Origin of the sequence: Microbacterium sp. Leaf161 (assembly GCF_001423645.1) — a bacterium.
Lineage (GTDB): Bacteria > Actinomycetota > Actinomycetes > Actinomycetales > Microbacteriaceae > Microbacterium > Microbacterium forte.
Genome location: NZ_LMOW01000003.1, coordinates 36862 through 55536, shown reverse-complemented (window position 1 = coordinate 55536; position 18675 = coordinate 36862). Strand labels below are relative to the sequence as shown.

The window sequence follows — 18675 nt, the reverse complement described above, 5'->3', positions numbered from 1 at the left end:
ACCTCTGAGAGCCGACCGCATTTCCGGCAGGATCGCGGCCTCGAGTCACATTCGCATCGCCAGCATCATCAGTCACTTCTGTTGACTTCCGTATACATACGTGCCACCGTGGGCGGACGTCGAACAAGGGAGAGCACCTTGACAACGCATGCTGTCGCGCGACGGACGCGCTATATCCAGCTCGGGGTACCTGCCGCTGTGCTGGGCACCCTGTCGGCGACGATCGCCGCCACACCCGTCTCTGCGGATGCCGTCTCCTCGCCGATCGAACGGCTCCAGTCCACACCGACGCGCATCGCGTCGGCCGAAGCGCCGCCCGCCTCGTACACCGTGCAGCCGGGTGACACGATCTCCTCCATCGCGAACCGCTTCGGGCTGCGGACAGTCGACGTGCTCGGCTGGAACGGACTCGGCTGGCGCTCGGTCATCTACCCGGGGCAGACCCTGTCGTTGACCGCGGGAGCCACCCCCGCGGCGCCCACCGCGCCCACGGCGCCCGCCCAGACGGGCTCGACTGCCACCCACACCGTCGCTGCCGGCGACACCGTGTTCAGCATCGCTCAGCGGCACGGCACGAGCGTCGACGCCGTGCTCGCCGCGAACGGCCTCACCAGGGCATCCGTCATCTATCCCGGCCAGCAGCTCGCGCTCACCGGCGCTCCGGCGCCCGCTCCGGCCGCGGTCACGACGACCGCACCCGCTCCCGTGGCGGCCGGCGGCCAGACGCACGCCGTTGCGGCAGGCGACACGCTGTTCGCGATCGCGAAGAAGTACGGCACGACCGTTTCACAGCTCTATGCGCTGAACGGCTTGAGCTCTGGGGCGATCATCTACCCCGGTCAGAGCCTGACCGTCGCCGCCGCGCCGGTCGCCGCTCCGTCGCCTGCGCCGGCTGCGGTCGCCACCACGCCACCGGCGCAGCTGTTCGCGACCCTCGATGCCGAACAGGCCGGCAACGCCTCGACCATCATCCGCGTCGGGCGCGAGCTCGGCGTGCCCGACCGTGCCATCGCGATCGCCCTCGCCACTGCGATGGTCGAGTCGAGCATGCGAAATCTGCCGTCGGGCGACCGCGACTCGCTCGGCCTCTTCCAGCAGCGCCCCAGCATGGGCTGGGGCACCCCCGAGCAGGCGGTCGACCCCGACCGCAGCACGCGGGTGTTCTACGGCGGCTCCGCAGACCCGAACGGACAGGCCTCCCGCGGACTCCTCGACATCCCCGGCTGGGAAGCCCTGCGCTTCACGGATGCCGCGCAGACCGTGCAGATCTCGGCATATCCCGAGCGATATGGCCAGTGGGAGACCCAGGCATATCAGTGGCTCGGCATCCACGGCTGACCGCCTTCTGAGCAAACCCGCAGGTGCAAGGGGCGAGCCGCTCCCCGGGCTTTCAGGCAGTTCTCCATAGAATCTTGACGTGACGACCAATCAGCAGGCCGACCCCCTCATCGGGCGGCTTGTCGACGGTCGATACCGTGTGCGGGCCCGGATCGCGCGTGGAGGCATGGCCACTGTCTATGTCGCCACCGATCTTCGACTCGAGCGACGCATCGCTCTGAAGGTCATGCATGCGCATCTCAGCGACGACTCCGCCTTCCAGAGCAGGTTCATCCAAGAGGCGCGCGCAGCGGCACGGCTGGCCGACCCGCATGTCGTCAACGTGTTCGATCAGGGCCAGGACGGCGAACTCGCCTACCTGGTGATGGAGTACCTGCCGGGCATCACGCTGCGCGAGCTGCTGCGCGAGCAGAAGCGGCTCACGATCCCGCAGACGATCACGATCATGGATGCCGTCCTCGCAGGACTCTCGGCAGCGCATCGGGCCGGGATCGTCCACCGCGATGTGAAGCCCGAGAACGTGCTGCTGGCCGAAGACGGCCGCATCAAGATCGGCGACTTCGGTCTCGCCCGTGCGACGACCGCGAACACGGCCACCGGCCAGCAGCTGCTCGGCACCATCGCCTACCTGGCACCCGAGCTCGTCACCCGCGGCACGGCAGACGCCAGGAGCGACATCTACGCGCTCGGCATCATGCTCTACGAGATGCTCGTCGGCGAACAGCCCTACAAGGGCGAGCAGCCCATGCAGATCGCATTCCAGCACGCCACCGAGTCGGTGCCTCGGCCGAGCGTTCGAAACCCCGGCGTACCCGAGCAGCTCGATGAGCTCGTGCTCTGGGCGACGGAGAAGTCGCCGGACGAGCGTCCTGACGATGCCGGTCAGATGCTGGAGCGTCTGCGTGAGATCGAGCGTGGTCTGGGCATCGCTCCCGCGGTCGCCGCCGCCACGGCCTCTCAGCGCTCGCAGGCCGACTCCGCTGACCTCACCAAGGTCATGCCGAGCACGATGGTCATCGCCGACCCCACCGCCCCGGTGCAGGCCGCCGTCGACAACGCGACCCTCCTGCGGCGTCGTTCGTCTCGACGCCGCGCCCGTGGCGCGTTTCTGCTGACGCTGGTGCTGCTCCTCGCGACGGTGGCCGGCGGTGTCGGGTGGTGGTTCGGATCCGGCCCAGGGTCCCTCGTCGCCGTCCCGGGAGTCGCCGGGCTGTCGTACGACGATGCCGCCTCGGCGTTGACCGCCGAGGGCTTCGTGCCCGTGCGCGGCGAGGAGAGCTCCATCGATGTCCCAGCCGGCGAGACCATCCGGTCGGACCCCGATGAGGGCGAGCGGCTCGACAAGGGCACCGAGGTCACCGTCTTCGTCTCCTCGGGTCCCGCGTCGCACACGGCGGAGACCCTCAACGGCAAGACCGAGCAGGAGGCCCGCGATTACCTCGCGGACATCAAGGTCAACGTCACCGAGACTCCCCTGCTGCTCTTCTCCGATGCCGAAGCGGGTCGCGTGATCAACGCCTTCGTGACGCCTCGCGCAGGTGGCGAGGTGTACGCGTGCGCCGAGGGCTGCGAGCTGCTCGAGGACGACACCGTCGAACTCTACGTCTCGGCCGGCGCCTTCCCGGATGTCGCGGGGATGAGCGTGGACCAGGCGACGAACACGCTCCGCGACAAGGGCGTCGAGGTCAACCCCGATTCGCAGTTCGTCTTCAGCGATTCTGTCGCGAAGGATATCGTCATCGGGGTCACCGACCGTGCCGAGGAGGGCAATCGGCGCCCGGGCGACACCGTCCAGCTGATCGTCTCCAAGGGACCCGAGCTGTTCCCGGTGCCGGATGTCGAGGGAATGAGCCGGGATGAGGCGGCCAGGACGATCCGCGATGCCGGCTTCGAACCGACGTGGAACGGCATCTGGAACGCATTCCCCAACGACTTCACAGAGGTCACCGGGTCGGATCCGGGGGCAGGTTCTCAGCGCGCCAAGGGCACGGAGATCACCCTGCAGATCCGCAGCAGCGCGTTCTAGGGCGAAACCCGTCCGAACCCCACTCTTCCGCTCCCCCGTGATGCGTGCTCGCCGCTGACAGAGAGACGGCCCTCTCCGTGTGCGGAGGGGGCCGTCTCTCTGTGAGGCTCGTCGGTCAGCGCTTCTCGAGCTCCTCCGCCACGAGGAACGCCAGTTCCAGCGACTGCATGTGGTTGAGGCGAGGATCGCAGAGGCTCTCGTAGCGGGTCGCCAGTGCAGCCTCGTCGATGTGCTCGGATCCTCCGAGGCACTCGGTGACGTCGTCGCCGGTGAGCTCGACATGGATCCCGCCGGGGAACGTCCCGACCGCGCGGTGCGCCTCGAAGAAGCCACGCACCTCGTCGACCACGTCGTCGAAGCGACGCGTCTTGTAGCCGGTGGGGGTCGTGATCCCGTTGCCGTGCATCGGGTCGGTGACCCACAGCGGCTGCGCGCCCGAATCGCGGACGGCCTCGAGCAGCGGCGGCAGGGCGTCGCGGATCTTGCCCGCACCCATGCGCGTGATGAACGTCAGACGCCCCGGTTCGCGGTTCGGGTCGAGCTTGTCGATCAGTGCGAGAGCGGTCTCCGGCGTCGTGGTCGGACCGAGCTTGACGCCGATGGGGTTGCGGATCTTGGAGAAGTAGTCGACGTGCGCACCGTCGAGCTCGCGCGTGCGCTCACCGATCCACAGGAAGTGCGCCGAGGTGTTGAAGGGGGTGTCCGTGCGCGAGTCGATGCGGGTCATCGGGCGCTCGTAGTCCATCAGCAGACCTTCGTGGCCCGTGAAGAACTCGACGCGGGTGAGCTCGTCGAAGTCGGCTCCGGCCGCCTCCATGAACTTGATGGCCCGGTCGATCTCGGCTGCCATGCGCTCGTAGCGCTGGTTGGCCGGGTTCTGCGCGAAGCCCTTGTTCCACGAGTGCACCTCGCGCAGGTCGGCGAAGCCACCCTGGGTGAACGCGCGGATCAGGTTCAGCGTCGACGCAGCGGTGTGGTAGCCCTGAAGCAGACGACCCGGATCGGCTCGCCGAGACGCCTCGGTGAAGTCGTAGCCGTTCACGATGTCGCCACGGTATGCGGGAAGCGTCACGTCGCCGCGGGTCTCGGTGTCGCTCGACCGCGGTTTGGCGAACTGGCCTGCCATGCGACCCATCTTCACGATGGGCATCGACGCGCCATACGTCAGCACGACCGCCATCTGCAGGACGGTCTTGATGCGATTGCGGATCTGATCGGCGGTGGCGCCCGCGAACGTCTCTGCGCAGTCGCCGCCCTGAAGGAGGAACGCCTTGCCGGACGCTGCGCGCGCGAGACGATCGCGGAGGTTGTCGACCTCACCTGCGAACACCAGGGGCGGAAGCGTCGAGATCTGCGCGGAGACCTCGGAGACACGCTCGGCGTCGAGCCACTGGGGCTGCTGCTTGATCGGGAGCGAACGCCACGCATCAAGCGCGTCGATGTGGTGCTGGAGCATGGTGTCCAGCCTAGTGCTCGCTGCGAAGTCGGGATGCCTCAGGAGCGCTGTGTGACGCGGGCGGGAAGCCTGTCCTTCACGCTCGACGCGTACACATCGTCGTACTGCTGCTCACCCAGTCGCTGGAGTGCCACCATGATCTCGTCTGTGACGGAACGCAGGATGTAGCGGTCGTTCTCCATACCCGCGTACCGGGAGAAGTCCAGGGGTTCGCCGATGACGATCCCGACCCTCACCACTCGCGGCAGACGCTGCCCGATCGGCATCGCCGTGTCGGTGTCGACCATGATCACGGGCACCACGGGGACCTTCGCCTCCATGGCCATCCGCGCGATCCCGGTGCGACCTCGATAGAGCCTTCCGTCAGGGCTGCGCGTTCCTTCGGGATAGATGCCGAGCAGGTCCCCGCGGCCGAGCACCTGCAGACCGGTGTTCAGAGAGGCCTCCGAGGCCTTGCCACCTGAACGGTCGATCGGGATCTGGCCTGTGGCCTTCATGAAGAACTTGGTGGCCCAGCCCTTGAGCCCGCGTCCGGTGAAGTAGTCGCTCTTCGCGAGGAACGACATGGGGCGATCGATCATCAGCGGAAGGAAGATCGAGTCGGCGAACGACAGGTGGTTGCTGGCGAGGATCGCGGCACCGTTGGCCGGAATGTTCGCGCGCCCGACCACCCATGGTCGGAATATCGCTTTGACCACAGGGCCGATCGCCACGTACTTCATCAGCCAGTAGAACATCGAGGTGAAGTCTAGCGCCGCGATCGGCATCCGCCAGCGCCATGTCCGGATGACCTGCGATTGGCGACTGAGTCCCACTAGCGGTGCGACCGAGTCCCATGCTCTAGACTCGTGTGCAACCAGTGCCCGACCGGTACCGAAGGAGCTGCCGTGGTCCAGTTTGAAGTCCCCGCCGTCGTCCCCGCCGATCCCGAGGGGAACATCTCAGACCTCCTGGCGAAGCGCGTGAAGGCGACGCCGGATCGCCCTCTGTTCTCCGTGCCCGAAGGCGAGGGCTGGCGCGACATCACCGCAGCCGACTTCGAGACCGCCGTGATCGCACTGGCCAAGGGCTTCGTCGCCGCCGGCATCCAGCCGGGTGAGAAGGTGGGCTTCCTCGCCCGCACCACCTATGACTGGACCCTCGTCGACTTCGCCCTGTTCTATGCGGGCGCCGTCATGGTGCCGATCTACGAGACCAGCTCGCCCTCTCAGATCCAGTGGATCCTCGAGGACTCCGGTGCCATCGCACTCGTGCTCGAATCGCCCGAGCACTTCGCACGCCTCGACGAGGTGCGCGGCGACCTCCCGCTGCTCCGCGAAGTCTGGCAGCTGCACCTCGGCGCGATCGACTCGCTGACGGCACAGGGTGCGTCCGTGCCTGACTCCGAGATCGAGCGCCTGCGCAGCATCGCTGTCGGCTCCGACATCGCCACGCTCATCTACACCTCAGGCTCCACCGGTCGCCCGAAGGGCTGCGTTCTCACGCACAGCAACTTCGTGGAGCTCTGCCGCAACTCCGCCAAGGCTCTGGATGCTGTCGTGCAGACCCCCGGTGCGTCCACGCTGCTGTTCATCACCACCGCGCACGTCTTCGCCCGGTTCATCTCGATCCTCAACATCCACGCCGGAGTCCGCACCGGGCACCAGCCCGACACCCGGCAGCTTCTGCCGGCCCTCGGATCGTTCAAGCCGACCTTCCTGCTGGCTGTCCCCCGCGTGTTCGAGAAGGTCTACAACTCGGCGGAGCAGAAGGCCGAAGCCGGCGGCAAGGGCAAGATCTTCCGCGCTGCCGCCGACGTCGCGATCCAGCACTCGAAGCTGCTCGAAGAGGGAAAGAGCGTCCCGTTCGGGACACGGCTCAAGTTCGCGCTGTTCAACAAGCTCGTGTACAGCAAGCTGCGCGAAGCGATGGGCGGCAATGTCGTCTACGCCGTGTCGGGTTCGGCTCCCCTCGGTGCGCGACTCGGTCACTTCTTCCACAGCCTCGGCGTGGTGATCCTCGAGGGCTACGGCCTCACCGAGACGACCGCTCCCGCGACCGTGAACCTCGCAGACAAGTCGAAGATCGGCACCGTCGGCCCGGCGCTCCCCGGAGTGGGCGTGCGGCTCGCTGACGATGGCGAGATCGAGGTGCGAGGCGTCAACGTCTTCAAGGAGTACTGGAACAACCCTGCGGCCACCGCCGACGCGTTCAGCGAGGGCGGCTGGTTCCGCACCGGTGACATCGGCAGCTTCGACTCCGAGGGGTTCCTCACCATCACCGGTCGCAAGAAGGAGATCATCGTGACGGCCGGCGGCAAGAACGTCGCACCCGCCGCCCTCGAAGACCCGATCCGTGCGAACCCGATCATCGGACAGGTCGTCGTCGTCGGAGACCAGCGTCCCTTCATCTCGGCTCTCATCACCCTCGACCCCGAGATGCTGCCGACCTGGCTCGCCAATGCCGGGCTCCCCAAGGAGATGTCGCTCGTGGAGGCCTCGAAGAACGACGCGGTCCGAGCAGAGATCCAGAAGGCTGTGGATGCCGCCAACGCCCGGGTGTCCCGCGCCGAGTCCATCCGCAAGTTCACGGTGCTCGACAGCGAGTGGACCGAGGCGTCGGGTCATCTCACGCCCAAGATGTCGATCAAGCGCAACGTGATCATGAGCGACTTCGCCGATGAGATCGCCGCCATCTACGACGAGCCCGTCACCACCACGAACGTCGCCCTCGGCGGCTGACCCACCGAGATACGAGAAAGGCCCCGCCGCGGCGGGGCCTTTCTCGTATCCGAGCGAAGTTCAGAACCAGGCGCTCTCTCGGACCTCGCGCATCGCACGCTTGCGCGTCTCGGCATCGAGTCTCGCGAGGTAGAGCTTGCCGTCGAGGTGATCCGTCTCGTGCTGGAGCGCCTGCGCCATCAGACCGCTTCCTTCCAGCACCACCGGCTCGCTATCGAGGTCGATGCCCTCGACCCTGGCCCACGGGTGACGCAGCGCGTCATGCCAGAGCCCGGGCACCGACAGACAGCCTTCCCCCGTCGGCACGGCCTCTCCACGAACCTCGGTCAGGACGGGATTGAGCACATAGCCGATGTCGCCGTCGATGTTGTAGCTGAAGGCGCGGAGCGCGACACCGATCTGCGGGGCGGCGACGCCGGCGCGCCCCGGCAGCTCGACAGTGTCGATCAGGTCGGCGACGAGCGCTCGAACGCCGTCGTCGACGGCGTCGATCGGTGCGCAGACCGTACGAAGCACGGGGTCTCCGAAGACCCGGATCTCACGCACCGCCATCAGTCGACCTTCGCTCGCAGGCCCTCGACGAGCAGCGCAGCAAGCTCGCGCGCTGCCACTCGTGTCTCCGGCTGCAGGTTGGCGAAGACGATGGTGCCGCCTCCCGCGATCTGCGCGTCGTACGGCATCCGCACGACATGCTTGGCGCGCGTGCGGAAATGAGCCTCGAGTTCGTTGAGACGCACGAGCGGAGCACCGGGGGTCGACTGGTTCAGCACCACGACGGCCTCACGCGCCTGCTCTGCGTATCCGTTGCTCTCGAGCCAGGTGAGCGTCTCCGACGCCAGGCGCGCCTCGTCGACGCTCAGCCCCGAGACGATCACGATCTGATCGGCGAGATCGAGCGTGGCCGACATCACCGAGTGCACGATGCCCGTGCCTGTGTCTGTGAGCACGAGCGAGTAATAGTGTGCGGCGACACCGGCCACATCCCGGTAGTCGCTGTCGCTGAAGGCTTCTGCGATCCGCGGGTCGGAATCCGACGCGAGCACGTCGAGGCGGGTGGCGTCCCGCGCGACGATCGCGGAGATGTCGTGATATCCCCTGACCTCGTCATGGATCCGGACGAGATCGCGCACGGACTTGTTGTGGTGCGGGCGGACCACACGCTCTGCGAGGGTGCCGCGATCGGGGTTGGCATCGACCGCGATCACGCGATCGTCACGGGCGTCGGCGAGAGCCATACCCAGCAGAGCGGTGATCGTCGTCTTGCCGACCCCGCCCTTGCGGGACAGCACCGGAACGAATCGTGCGCCGCCGACGATCGGTGCGGCGATCCTGGCGCTCAGCGCTTTGCGCTCGCGGGCGCGGCGTCCGTCTCCGATGTTGATCCGACGTCCGGAGATCGTATAGAGGAAGTGGCTCCAGGCGCCCTCGGGCTCTGGCTTGGTGATGCGGTGCGGGTCGAGAAGACGATCTGCGGTGAGCAGGTCGGCGCTCTCGCGAGAGGAGTCGCCGAGAGCGTCCAGACGCTTCGCGGACAGCTGCACGTCGGTGCGGCCCGATCGGGTCGCCGGGGTCGCGGCCCGTCGGGGCTTCTCAGCGTTCATGACCGAGCTCTCCTTCTTGGCGAGTGATGCTGCCGCCGACGATCTCCGTGAGCTGGGTGCGGCGTCGATATCGGCTTTCGCCCTGGCGATGAACGCCGCGGCCGCGGCGGCCTCCGCTGCGACCGCGTCACCGGGCGCAGCCGAAGCGGTGGCAGCGGAAGCGGTGGCAGCGGAAGCGGTGGCGCCGACGGCTGTCACGGGTGCCGTCCTCGGAGCACGTTCGCGGGTGCGCGCCGGCTCAGGTTCAGGTTCAGGTTCCGGCTCCGGCTCCGGCGCCGGCTCAGGCTCAGGCTCAGGCTCAGGCTCAGGCTCAGGCTCAGGCTCAGGCTCAGGCTCAGGCTCAGGCTCAGGCTCAGGCTCAGGCTCAGGCTCAGGCTCAGGCTCAGGCTCAGGCTCAGGCTCAGGCTCAATCGCGAGGTCGGGCTCGGATAACGCTTCCGCCTCGGGCGCCGGCTCCGGCTCCATCACGAGGTCAGGCTCGGAGGATGCTTCCGGCTCAGACTCGATCACGAGGTCGGGCTCGGAAGACGCTTCCGCCTCGAGGGCCGGCTCCGGCTCCATCGCGGGGTCAGGCTCGGAGGATGCTACCGGTTCGGGCTCGGCTTCCAGATCCGGTTCGGCTTCCAGAGCCGGCTCGAGCTCGGAGTCGAGGTCGGCCTCAGGCTCCGCCTCGAAGTCAGGCTCCGACTCCGGCTCGAATTCGGGCTCAGGCTCGGGCTCGGGCTCGGGCTCGGGCTCCTGAACCGCGTCGGACTCGGGTTCGGTCGCCCCGGTCCGATCCTCGTCCGCAACAGGCTCCGGTGGCAGCTCGATGATCATCGGAGCAGCGCCGAGCGGTGCCGGTGAGATCTCTGCAGCGGCCTTCGCCGCGGCGACCGGCTCGTCGATGATCAGGTCGGCGACGACCTCGCCTTCGACGACACCATCGTCCTCCAGGTCGTCATCGTCGTCCTTCGGGAGCACGACGCTCACCTGCGCCGTGTTGCCGAGTATGCCGATGGCCGAGGTATCCAGAGACGTAGCGTCGTCCAGCACCCCTCTGGACTCGTCGTCCGGGTTGTCTGCCACGTTCTTCGGGGTCACTGTGTCACTCCAAGCTTGTGCGGGCCTCGGGTGCGTTGCGTCGAACGCGGCCTCGCCCGCACAAGATTAGTGCGCCGGGCGGATGACGACCAAAAGATCTCCGGCTTCGACCTGCTGCGTCGCGCCGATCGCGAGTCTCTCCACCACGCCGTCGACGGGGGCGGTGATGGCCGCTTCCATCTTCATGGCTTCGATGGATGCGACCGGTTCACCGGCGCGCACCGAGTCACCGACGTCCGCTTTCAGGGTCACGACTCCCGAGAACGGCGCGGCCACCTGACCGGGCACCGATGTGTCGGCCTTCTCGATCTCGTGGACGTCGACCGCCACCGATCTGTCGCGCACGAACACGGGCCGCAGCTGACCGTTGAGGGTCGTCATGACGGTGCGCATGCCCTTGTCGTCTGCATCTCCGATGGCTTCGAGACCCACGTACAGCTGGACCCCGCGATCGATCTCGACGACGTGCTCCTGGCCTTGCACGAGACCGTAGAGGTAGTCCGCGGTGTCGAGCACCGAGAGATCACCGAACAGTTCCCGTCTCTCGGTGAACTCGCGCATGGGTGCAGGAAACAGCAGCGTGTTCAGCCGCGCACGACGGGTCGCGCTGTCGCCCGCCAACGCTGCCTCGTCGTCGGCGGAGATCTCCGTCATGCCGATGCGCACGGCACGCCCTGCCAGCACCTTCGTGCGGAAGGGCTCCGGCCATCCGCCCGGCAGGTCGCCGAGCTCGCCCGCCATGAAACCGACGACGGAGTCGGGCACGTCGTACTTCTCGGGGTTCGCCTCGAAGTCAGCAGGATCGGCCTTGACCGCGGCCAGGTGCAGAGCAAGATCGCCGACCACCTTCGACGACGGCGTCACCTTCGGAACACGACCGAGGATTCGATCGGCCGCAGCGTACATGTCCTCGATCAGCTCGAAGTCGTCTGCGAGCCCGAGCGCCTTCGCCTGCTGACGGAGGTTCGACAGCTGACCGCCCGGGATCTCGTGGTGGTAGACCCGCCCGGTGGGGCCGGGAAGTCCGGACTCGAACGGCGCGTACATCCGGCGGACCGCCTCCCAGTACGGCTCGAGATCCGAGACGCTGTCGAGGGAGATGCCGCTGTCGCGATCCGTATGCGCGAGCGCAGCGACGAGCGATGAGAGAGAAGGCTGGCTGGTCGTGCCGGAGAGCGGAGCGGATGCCGCGTCGACCGCATCCACCCCTGCGTCGCTCGCAGCGAGCAGTGTGGCGAGCTGGCCGCCGGGGGTGTCGTGCGTGTGCAGGTGCACGGGCAGGTCGAAGCGCTCGCGGAGCGCCGCGACGAGCTTCGCGGCCGCCGCGGGGCGCAGCAGTCCCGCCATGTCCTTGATCGCGATGATGTGCGCCCCCGCATCGACGATCTGGGCCGCGAGGTTCAGGTAGTAGTCGAGCGTGTAGAGATCCTCGGCCGGGTTCAGAAGGTCACCGGTGTAGCAGAGCGCCACCTCGGCGACCGCGGTGCCCGTGTTGCGAACAGCCTCGATCGCCGGTCGCATCTGCTCGACGTCGTTGAGCGCATCGAAGATCCTGAAGATGTCGACGCCGCTTGCCGCCGCCTCCCGCACGAAGGCCTCTGTGACGGCCGTCGGGTAGGGCGTGTAGCCCACGGTGTTGCGTCCACGCAGGAGCATCTGGATCGCGACGTTCGGAAGCGCCGCCCGCAGCTTGTCGAGACGCTCCCAGGGGTCTTCCCCGAGGAAGCGCAGTGCGACGTCGTACGTCGCCCCTCCCCAGGCCTCGACCGAGAGCAGCTCAGGCGTCAACCGGGCGATGTGCGGTGCGGCTGCGACGAGATCCTTCGTGCGCACGCGCGTCGCGAGCAGCGACTGGTGCGCATCGCGGAAGGTCGTGTCGGTGATCGCGAGAGCGCTCTGCGCGCGCAGGCTCTGGGCGAAGCCTTCCGGGCCCAGCTCGAGCAGACGCTGTCGCGAACCGGCGACCGGGGTCGAGTCGAGGTCGACGGCCGGGAGCTTGGCAGCCGGGTCCAGCGAACCCGGGTGGACCCCGTGGGGCTTGTTGACCGTGACGTCGACCAGCCAGTTCAGAATCCGAGTGCCGCGGTCCTTCGACTCGCGGCCGCGGAGGAGATCCGGGCGCTCGTCGATGAACGACGTACTCACGTCGCCGGCGATGAACGCCTCATCCTCGAGCAGGGCCTGCAGGAACGGGATGTTGGTCGAGACGCCGCGAATGCGGAACTCCGCCAGCGCCCGCCGAGCGCGTGCGACCGCCGCCGGGTAGTCCCGCCCACGGCAGGTCAGCTTGGCGAGCATCGAATCGAAGTGCGGGCTGATCTGCGCACCCTGATGCACGGTGCCGCCGTCGAGGCGGATGCCCGCACCTCCCGGGGAGCGGTAGGTGGTGATCTTGCCCGTGTCGGGCCGGAACCCCTGAGTCGGGTCCTCCGTGGTGATGCGGCACTGCAGCGCCGCTCCGCGCACCTGCAGATTGTGCTGTTCGAGTCCGAGTTCGGCGAGGGTCTGGCCTGCGGCGATGCGCATCTGGCTCTGCACGAGATCGACGTCGGTCACCTCCTCGGTGACGGTGTGCTCGACCTGGATGCGCGGGTTCATCTCGATGAAGACGACCTCGCCGGTGCGCTCCCCCGCGGTCTCGAGCAGGAACTCGACCGTTCCCGCGTTCTCGTATCCGATGGATCGCGCGAACGCGACCGCGTACCCGTGCAGCGCGGTGCGGATGTCATCGTCGAGATTCGGGGCCGGGGCGATCTCGACGACCTTCTGATGACGTCGCTGCACCGAGCAGTCGCGTTCGAAGAGGTGGACGGTCTCGCCGGTCTTGTCCGCGAGGATCTGCACCTCGATGTGCCGGGGACGGATGACGGCCTGCTCCAGGAACATCCGCGGGTCGCCGAAGGCGCTCTCCGCTTCGCGCATCGCCTCTGCCAGTGCCGGCGCGAGCTCCGCCGCAGACTCGACCCGGCGCATGCCACGACCGCCACCACCGGCGACGGCCTTGGCGAACAGCGGGAAGCCGATGTCCGATGCCTGGGCCACGAGCGCGTCGACGTCATCGGAGGCCTCGGTCGAGCGGAGCACGGGAACCCCGGCCTCGATCGCGTGGCGCTTGGCCTCGACCTTGTTGCCTGCCATCTCGAGCACCTTCGAGGGCGGACCGATGAAGACGATGCCGTTCGCGGCAGCCTTCTCGGCCAGTTCGGGATTCTCGGACAGGAAGCCGTAGCCGGGGTAGATCGCGTCCGCTCCCGCATCCTTCGCGACACGGATGATCTCGTCGACGTTCAGGTATGCGCGGACGGGATGACCCCGCTCGCCGATCTCGTAGGCCTCGTCCGCCTTGAGCCGGTGGACGGAGCCGCGGTCCTCATGCGGGAAGACGGCGACTGTTCTCGCCCCGACCTCGAATGCCGCACGGAAGGCACGGATCGCGATCTCGCCGCGGTTCGCCACAAGGATCTTCTGGAACATGCACACCTCTGGAAGCTCGATGCGCACTTCTAATCGGCGCGCATGGGGCGGGGCTGAGTGTGCACCCAGCCTAGGGGAAGGTAACGTGGTGTTCGTGCACGTACTCAGCGTCAGCTCTCTCAAGGGAGGCGTCGGCAAGACGACAGTGACCCTCGGCCTGGCCTCAGCGGCCTTCGCCCGTGGTGTCCGAACGCTCGTCGTCGACCTCGACCCTCAGTCCGATGTGTCCACCGGAATGGACATCCAGGTGGCCGGTCGGCTCAACATCGCCGATGTCCTGGCCAACCCGAAGGAGAAGGTCGTCCGTCAGGCGATCACCTCCAGCGGCTGGGCGAAGGTGCACCCCGGAACCATCGACGTGCTGATCGGCAGCCCGTCAGCGATCAACTTCGACGGACCGCACCCGAGCGTGCGTGACGTGTGGAAGCTCGAAGAGGCGCTGGCCTCCGTCGAAGCCGACTATGACCTGGTCCTCGTCGACTGCGCCCCGTCGCTGAACGCCCTCACCCGCACGGCCTGGGCGGCGAGCGACCGCGTGATGGTCGTCACCGAGCCCGGCCTCTTCTCCGTCGCCGCGGCCGATCGCGCGCTGCGCGCGATCGAGGAGATCCGTCGGGGCCTCTCCCCTCGACTCCAGCCGCTGGGCATCGTCGTCAACCGCGTGCGGCCCCAGTCGATCGAGCACCAGTTCCGCATCAAGGAACTGCGAGACATGTTCGGCCCCCTCGTGCTCTCCCCGCAGCTCCCGGAGCGCACGTCGCTGCAGCAGGCCCAGGGTGCGGCCAAGCCGCTGCACATCTGGCCCGGCGACTCGGCTCAGGAACTCGCTGCCGACTTCGACCAGCTGCTCGATCGGATCATCCGCACCGGGCGCATCCAGGTCGCGGATTCCGGCCCGCAGGCCTGATCCACCGCGGACAGCAGAACGGCCATCCTCTCGCGAGGGTGGCCGTTTCTTCGTGTGGGCGCGGCTCGGAGCCGCGGATGCTCAGGCGGAGCGCTTGGTGCGACGCGCCGACAGCTCGTCGACCGGGTCGGGTGATGTCGCGTCGAATTCGACGAGGGTCGACTCGACCTCGCGAAGCACCTTGCCCACGGCGATGCCGAACACGCCCTGACCGCGGCTGACCAGGTCGATGACCTCGTCGTTCGACGTGCAGAGGTAGACGGACGCACCGTCGCTCATGAGGGTCGTGCCCGCGAGATCGCGGATGCCCGCGCGGCGGAGCTCGTCGACCGCGGTGCGGATCTGCTGCAGGGAGATACCGGTGTCGAGCAGGCTCTTCACCAGCTTGAGCACGAGGATGTCGCGGAAGCCGTAGAGGCGCTGCGAGCCCGACCCGCTCGCGCCTCGCACCGTGGGCTCTACGAGCTCGGTGCGTGCCCAGTAGTCCAGCTGACGGTAGGTGATGCCTGCTGCACGCGCCGCCACCGCACCGCGGTAGCCGACCTCGTCGTCCATGGCCGGCAGGCCGTCGGTGAAGAGGAGTTCTGGCACGAACCGCGGGTCGCCTGCACGCTCATCCGCATTCATTTGAAATCCTCCCTGGAGCTGTTACCTCCACGCTAGAGCAGCCCTCCGGCACCGGCAATGACATCCGAGGGACGCCGAAGGTGTGTCGCAATCAGTTCGTTACGAAAGCAACCTGGTGAGCGCGTCCTTGACGAAGAGCGAGCGCACTTCGTCGATCTTCGCGGCGAGGTTGGGCGCCATGTCGCTCGCCTTCGCCCGCGATGCGGCGTCCGTGCGACGGAGCAGAGACGACATGGCGGACTCGATCAGCGCGACCTCGCGCTCGGCGCCCTGACGCAGCGACCGCAGGTGGCGCGGCTCGATGCCATGGCGGTCGAGCGCGACCAGACCGCGCAGCAGCGTGACGGTCGACTCGGGGTAGCTCTCCTGCGCCACGATGACACCGGTGCTGATCGCATCGTTGAGGAGCTGCGGGCCCGCACCGGCTGCCGACAGGAGCTCGCTGCGGCGGTAGCGACGAGGCGTCGGCGTGATCGACGGCGGCGGAGCGAGGGCGGCTGAGTCGCCGTTCGCCTCAGCGTCGTCGAGCTGCTCTCGGATGATGCTGAGAGGGAGGTAGTGGTCACGCTGCAGCGTGAGGCCGAGGCGCAGTCGCTCGATATCGGCCTGCGAGAACTTGCGGTAGCCCGACTCCGTGCGCGACGGGCTGACGATCCCCTGCACCTCCAGGAAGCGGAGCTTGCTGGAGGTGAGCTCCGGAAACTCTGGTGTGAGCCGAGCAAGCACCTGACCGATGCTCAGAAGGCCCGCGGACGCAGAGCGTTCGCGGGCGGGAGAAGCCGCCATCAGTCGATCGCCGCGACGCGATCGACGGGAGAGGCGAAGAAGTTCAATCGGAACTTGCCGACACGAAGCTCGGTGCCGTCGACCAGAGCGCTGCGATCGACACGCTCGCCGTTGACGTAGGTTCCGTTGAGCGAGCGCTGGTCGATGATCTCGAACGTCGAGCCGTTGCGAGTCACCTCTGCATGGCGGCGCGAGACGGTCACGTCATCGAAGAAGATGTCGGCTTCGGGGTGGCGACCAATGGTCGTCACATCGGTGTCGAGCAGGTAGCGGGCCCCCGCGAGAGCTCCGGAGCGCACCAGAAGCAGTGCGGAACCGGAGGGAAGCGCTGCGATGGCGCCCTGCTCCACGTCGGTGAGCTCCACGCCGAAAGGCACGAAGGAGAGGTCCGAGTCGTGCCCGAACGTCTGCGTCACGTCGTGCCTCTGCTCGCCGGGACGGTGGATCGCGGCGTCTCCGCCCGATCGATTCTGGCTGTCTGTCACTATGCCCTCCTAGTCCTCCAGACTAACTGATCCGATGCCGCTCGCGGGAGCTCGCTTCACACTCAGGCATCGCATACGGACACTTCATAGGCTGAGGATGTGAAAACCACAGCCCGCCGCCTCCCTGCAGCTCCGGTCGCACTCGCCGCCGCCTTTCTGACCGCGTTCCTCGTGCTGTTCGCGCCTCTCTCCGCCTCGGCCCACGACAGTCTGCTCGCGTCATCCCCCGAGGCCGACAGCACGGTCGACACGCTCCCCGCCGAGTCGACGCTCACCTTCAGCGCGAAGCTCATCGACGAGACCGGCGCGACCGAGGTGGTCGTGACGGACCCCTCCGGCAACTCGGTCACCGAGGGCGCTGCCACCGTCGAGGGTGCGATCGTGACGCAGCAGCTCGCCACGGAGGCCCCTGCGGGTGCCTATCACGTGATCTGGAAGGTCGTCTCGAGCGACGGCCACCCGACCTCGGGAGAGTTCGACTTCACGGTCGCGAACAGCACCGAGACCGCCCCGACCGCAGAGCCGAGCGCCGAGCCCACGGAGACGGCCACGGCCGCTCCCGCTCCGGTCGCGACCGCGGGCCCCGGCACCGACGTCACTCCCGCCCCCGAGAGCGACGACTCATCCGCCTCCACGACGCTGATCTGGGTGCTCGCGATCGTCGGAGTGCTCGTGATCCTCGGCATCGTCGTCTGGCTCGTGGTCCGCGGGCGCCGCGACCCGGCTTCGACCGATTCCGACCTTCCCTCGGAGCGATAGGCTTAAGGCATGCCACATTACGATGTCGTCATCCTCGGTGCAGGTCCTGGCGGATACGTCGCTGCGGTTCGCAGCGCGCAGCTCGGTCTGTCCACCGCCATCATCGAAGAGAAGTACTGGGGTGGTGTCTGCCTCAACGTGGGCTGCATCCCCTCCAAGGCTCTCCTGAAGAACGCGGAGCTCGCGCACACGCTCAACCACAAGGCCGACTTCTTCGGCATCTCGGGTGAGTTCACGATCGACTACGGCAAGGCGTTCGACCGCAGCCGTGTCGTCGCCGACGGCCGCGTCAAGGGCATCCACTTCCTGATGAAGAAGAACAAGGTGACCGAGTACGACGGTCGCGGCACCTTCACCGGCCCGAAGGCGATCTCGGTCGCCAAGGCCGACGGCTCGACCGAAGAGGTCACCTTCGACAACGCGATCATCGCGACCGGCTCGAAGGTTCGTCTGCTCCCGGGCGTCCAGCTCAGCGACAACGTCGTCACCTACGAGGAGCAGATCCTCAGCCGCGAGCTCCCGAAGTCGATCGTCATCGTCGGAGCCGGCGCCATCGGCATGGAATTCGCGTACGTGATGACCAACTACGGCGTCAAGGTCACGATCATCGAATTCCTCGACCGCGCGCTTCCCAACGAGGACGCCGATGTGTCGAAGGAGATCGCGAAGCAGTACAAGAACTACGGCGTCGACATCCTCACCTCCACCAAGGTCGAGTCCGTCGTCGACAACGGCTCGTCCGTCACCGTGTCGTACACCGGCAAGGACGGCCAGCAGAGCTCGATCGAAGCCGACAAGGTGCTCATGTCGGTCGGCTTCGCCCCCAACATCGAGGGCTTCGGTCTCGAGGCCACGGGGGTCAAGCTCACCGAGCGCGGCGCGATCGACATCGACGACCACATGCGCACGAACGTCGAGGGCATCTACGCGATCGGCGACGTCACCGCCAAGCTGCAGCTCGCCCACGTGGCCGAGGCGCAGGGTGTCGTCGCGGCCGAGACCATCGGCGGCGCGGAGACTCAGACGCTCGGCGACTACCGCATGATGCCCCGCGCGACGTTCTGCTCGCCGCAGGTCGCCTCGTTCGGCCTCACCGAGCAGCAGGCCAAGGACGAAGGACGCGAGATCAAGGTCGCGACGTTCCCGTTCATGGCGAACGGCAAGGCGCACGGACTCGGCGAGCCCGTCGGCTTCGTGAAGCTCATCGCCGACGCCGAGCACCTCGAGCTCATCGGCGCCCACATGATCGGCCCCGACGTCTCCGAGCTCCTGCCCGAGCTGACGCTGGCCCAGAAGTGGGACCTCACGGCTCTCGAGCTGGCCCGCAATGTGCACACCCACCCGACGCTGTCGGAGGCGCTGCAGGAGGGCTTCCACGGCCTCGCGGGTCACATGATCAACTTCTGATCCGAA

The 18675-nt window shown here is 67.4% G+C and carries 14 protein-coding genes; 6 read left to right on the top strand and 8 right to left on the bottom strand.

Going from position 1 to position 18675, the window contains the following annotated elements:
• Positions 1–138 precede the first annotated feature (138 nt).
• Positions 139–1338, top strand: coding sequence for a LysM peptidoglycan-binding domain-containing protein (locus tag ASF87_RS15465; protein ID WP_056377151.1), 1200 nt, complete (start codon positions 139–141; stop codon positions 1336–1338).
• A 79-nt stretch (positions 1339–1417) separates the two neighbouring features.
• A complete protein-coding gene (gene pknB, locus ASF87_RS15460) occupies positions 1418–3364 on the top strand; it encodes a Stk1 family PASTA domain-containing Ser/Thr kinase (RefSeq protein WP_042538463.1) in 1947 nt (648 codons plus the stop codon).
• A gap of 115 nt (positions 3365–3479) precedes the next feature.
• On the opposite strand, the gene ASF87_RS15455 is transcribed toward pknB, so the two are convergent.
• Positions 3480–4820 (bottom strand): class II 3-deoxy-7-phosphoheptulonate synthase, encoded by a 1341-nt coding sequence (locus tag ASF87_RS15455; protein ID WP_042538465.1) that lies wholly within the window; start codon positions 4818–4820, stop codon positions 3480–3482.
• A gap of 38 nt (positions 4821–4858) precedes the next feature.
• A complete protein-coding gene (locus ASF87_RS15450) occupies positions 4859–5557 on the bottom strand; it encodes a lysophospholipid acyltransferase family protein (RefSeq protein ID WP_042538590.1) in 699 nt (232 codons plus the stop codon).
• Positions 5558–5707: 150 nt separating this feature from the next.
• Between ASF87_RS15450 and ASF87_RS15445 the strand changes: the two genes are divergently transcribed.
• Positions 5708–7540 (top strand): AMP-dependent synthetase/ligase, encoded by a 1833-nt coding sequence (locus ASF87_RS15445; RefSeq protein WP_056377148.1) that lies wholly within the window; start codon positions 5708–5710, stop codon positions 7538–7540.
• A gap of 60 nt (positions 7541–7600) precedes the next feature.
• Here the strand turns inward: ASF87_RS15445 and def are convergent, their stop codons facing one another.
• The 3 genes from def to ASF87_RS15430 all read right to left on the bottom strand — a co-directional run bounded on the left by def (position 7601) and on the right by ASF87_RS15430 (position 13698).
• The gene (def, locus tag ASF87_RS15440) at positions 7601–8092 is read right to left on the bottom strand and encodes a peptide deformylase (RefSeq protein ID WP_056377146.1); all 492 of its coding nucleotides are present in this window, start codon (positions 8090–8092) and stop codon (positions 7601–7603) included.
• The gene (locus ASF87_RS15435; RefSeq protein WP_157550128.1) at positions 8092–10224 is read right to left on the bottom strand and encodes a nucleotide-binding protein; all 2133 of its coding nucleotides are present in this window, start codon (positions 10222–10224) and stop codon (positions 8092–8094) included. The genes def and ASF87_RS15435 overlap by 1 nt, the downstream gene beginning before the upstream one ends.
• A 66-nt stretch (positions 10225–10290) precedes the next feature.
• Positions 10291–13698 (bottom strand): pyruvate carboxylase, encoded by a 3408-nt coding sequence (locus tag ASF87_RS15430; protein WP_056377678.1) that lies wholly within the window; start codon positions 13696–13698, stop codon positions 10291–10293.
• 94 nt (positions 13699–13792) lie between these two features.
• Here ASF87_RS15430 and ASF87_RS15425 point away from each other — a divergent pair, with 94 nt between their 5' ends.
• Positions 13793–14605 carry a ParA family protein gene (locus tag ASF87_RS15425; RefSeq protein WP_042538598.1) on the top strand — a complete coding sequence of 271 codons (813 nt, stop codon included), beginning with the start codon at positions 13793–13795 and terminating at the stop codon, positions 14603–14605.
• A gap of 81 nt (positions 14606–14686) precedes the next feature.
• Here the strand turns inward: ASF87_RS15425 and ASF87_RS15420 are convergent, their stop codons facing one another.
• The 3 genes from ASF87_RS15420 to ASF87_RS15410 form a co-directional block, all read right to left on the bottom strand.
• Positions 14687–15232: a MerR family transcriptional regulator gene (locus ASF87_RS15420; RefSeq protein ID WP_042538471.1), complete on the bottom strand. Its 546-nt coding sequence runs from the start codon at positions 15230–15232 to the stop codon at positions 14687–14689.
• 99 nt (positions 15233–15331) lie between these two features.
• Complete coding sequence (gene ftsR / locus ASF87_RS15415; protein ID WP_042538473.1) at positions 15332–16018, bottom strand: transcriptional regulator FtsR; 687 nt, start codon at positions 16016–16018, stop codon at positions 15332–15334.
• A complete protein-coding gene (locus ASF87_RS15410) occupies positions 16018–16503 on the bottom strand; it encodes an FHA domain-containing protein (protein WP_153302217.1) in 486 nt (161 codons plus the stop codon). Before ASF87_RS15410 ends, ftsR begins: the two co-directional genes overlap by 1 nt.
• A 99-nt stretch (positions 16504–16602) precedes the next feature.
• On the opposite strand from ASF87_RS15410, the gene ASF87_RS15405 reads away from it, so the two are divergent.
• Together ASF87_RS15405 and lpdA are read left to right on the top strand one after the other, a co-directional pair.
• Positions 16603–17262, top strand: coding sequence for a copper resistance CopC family protein (locus ASF87_RS15405; protein ID WP_056377145.1), 660 nt, complete (start codon positions 16603–16605; stop codon positions 17260–17262).
• A gap of 9 nt (positions 17263–17271) precedes the next feature.
• Positions 17272–18669, top strand: a complete 1398-nt coding sequence (gene lpdA, locus ASF87_RS15400) for a dihydrolipoyl dehydrogenase (protein WP_042538477.1) — start codon at positions 17272–17274, stop codon at positions 18667–18669.
• The last annotated feature ends 6 nt before the right edge of the window (positions 18670–18675 follow it).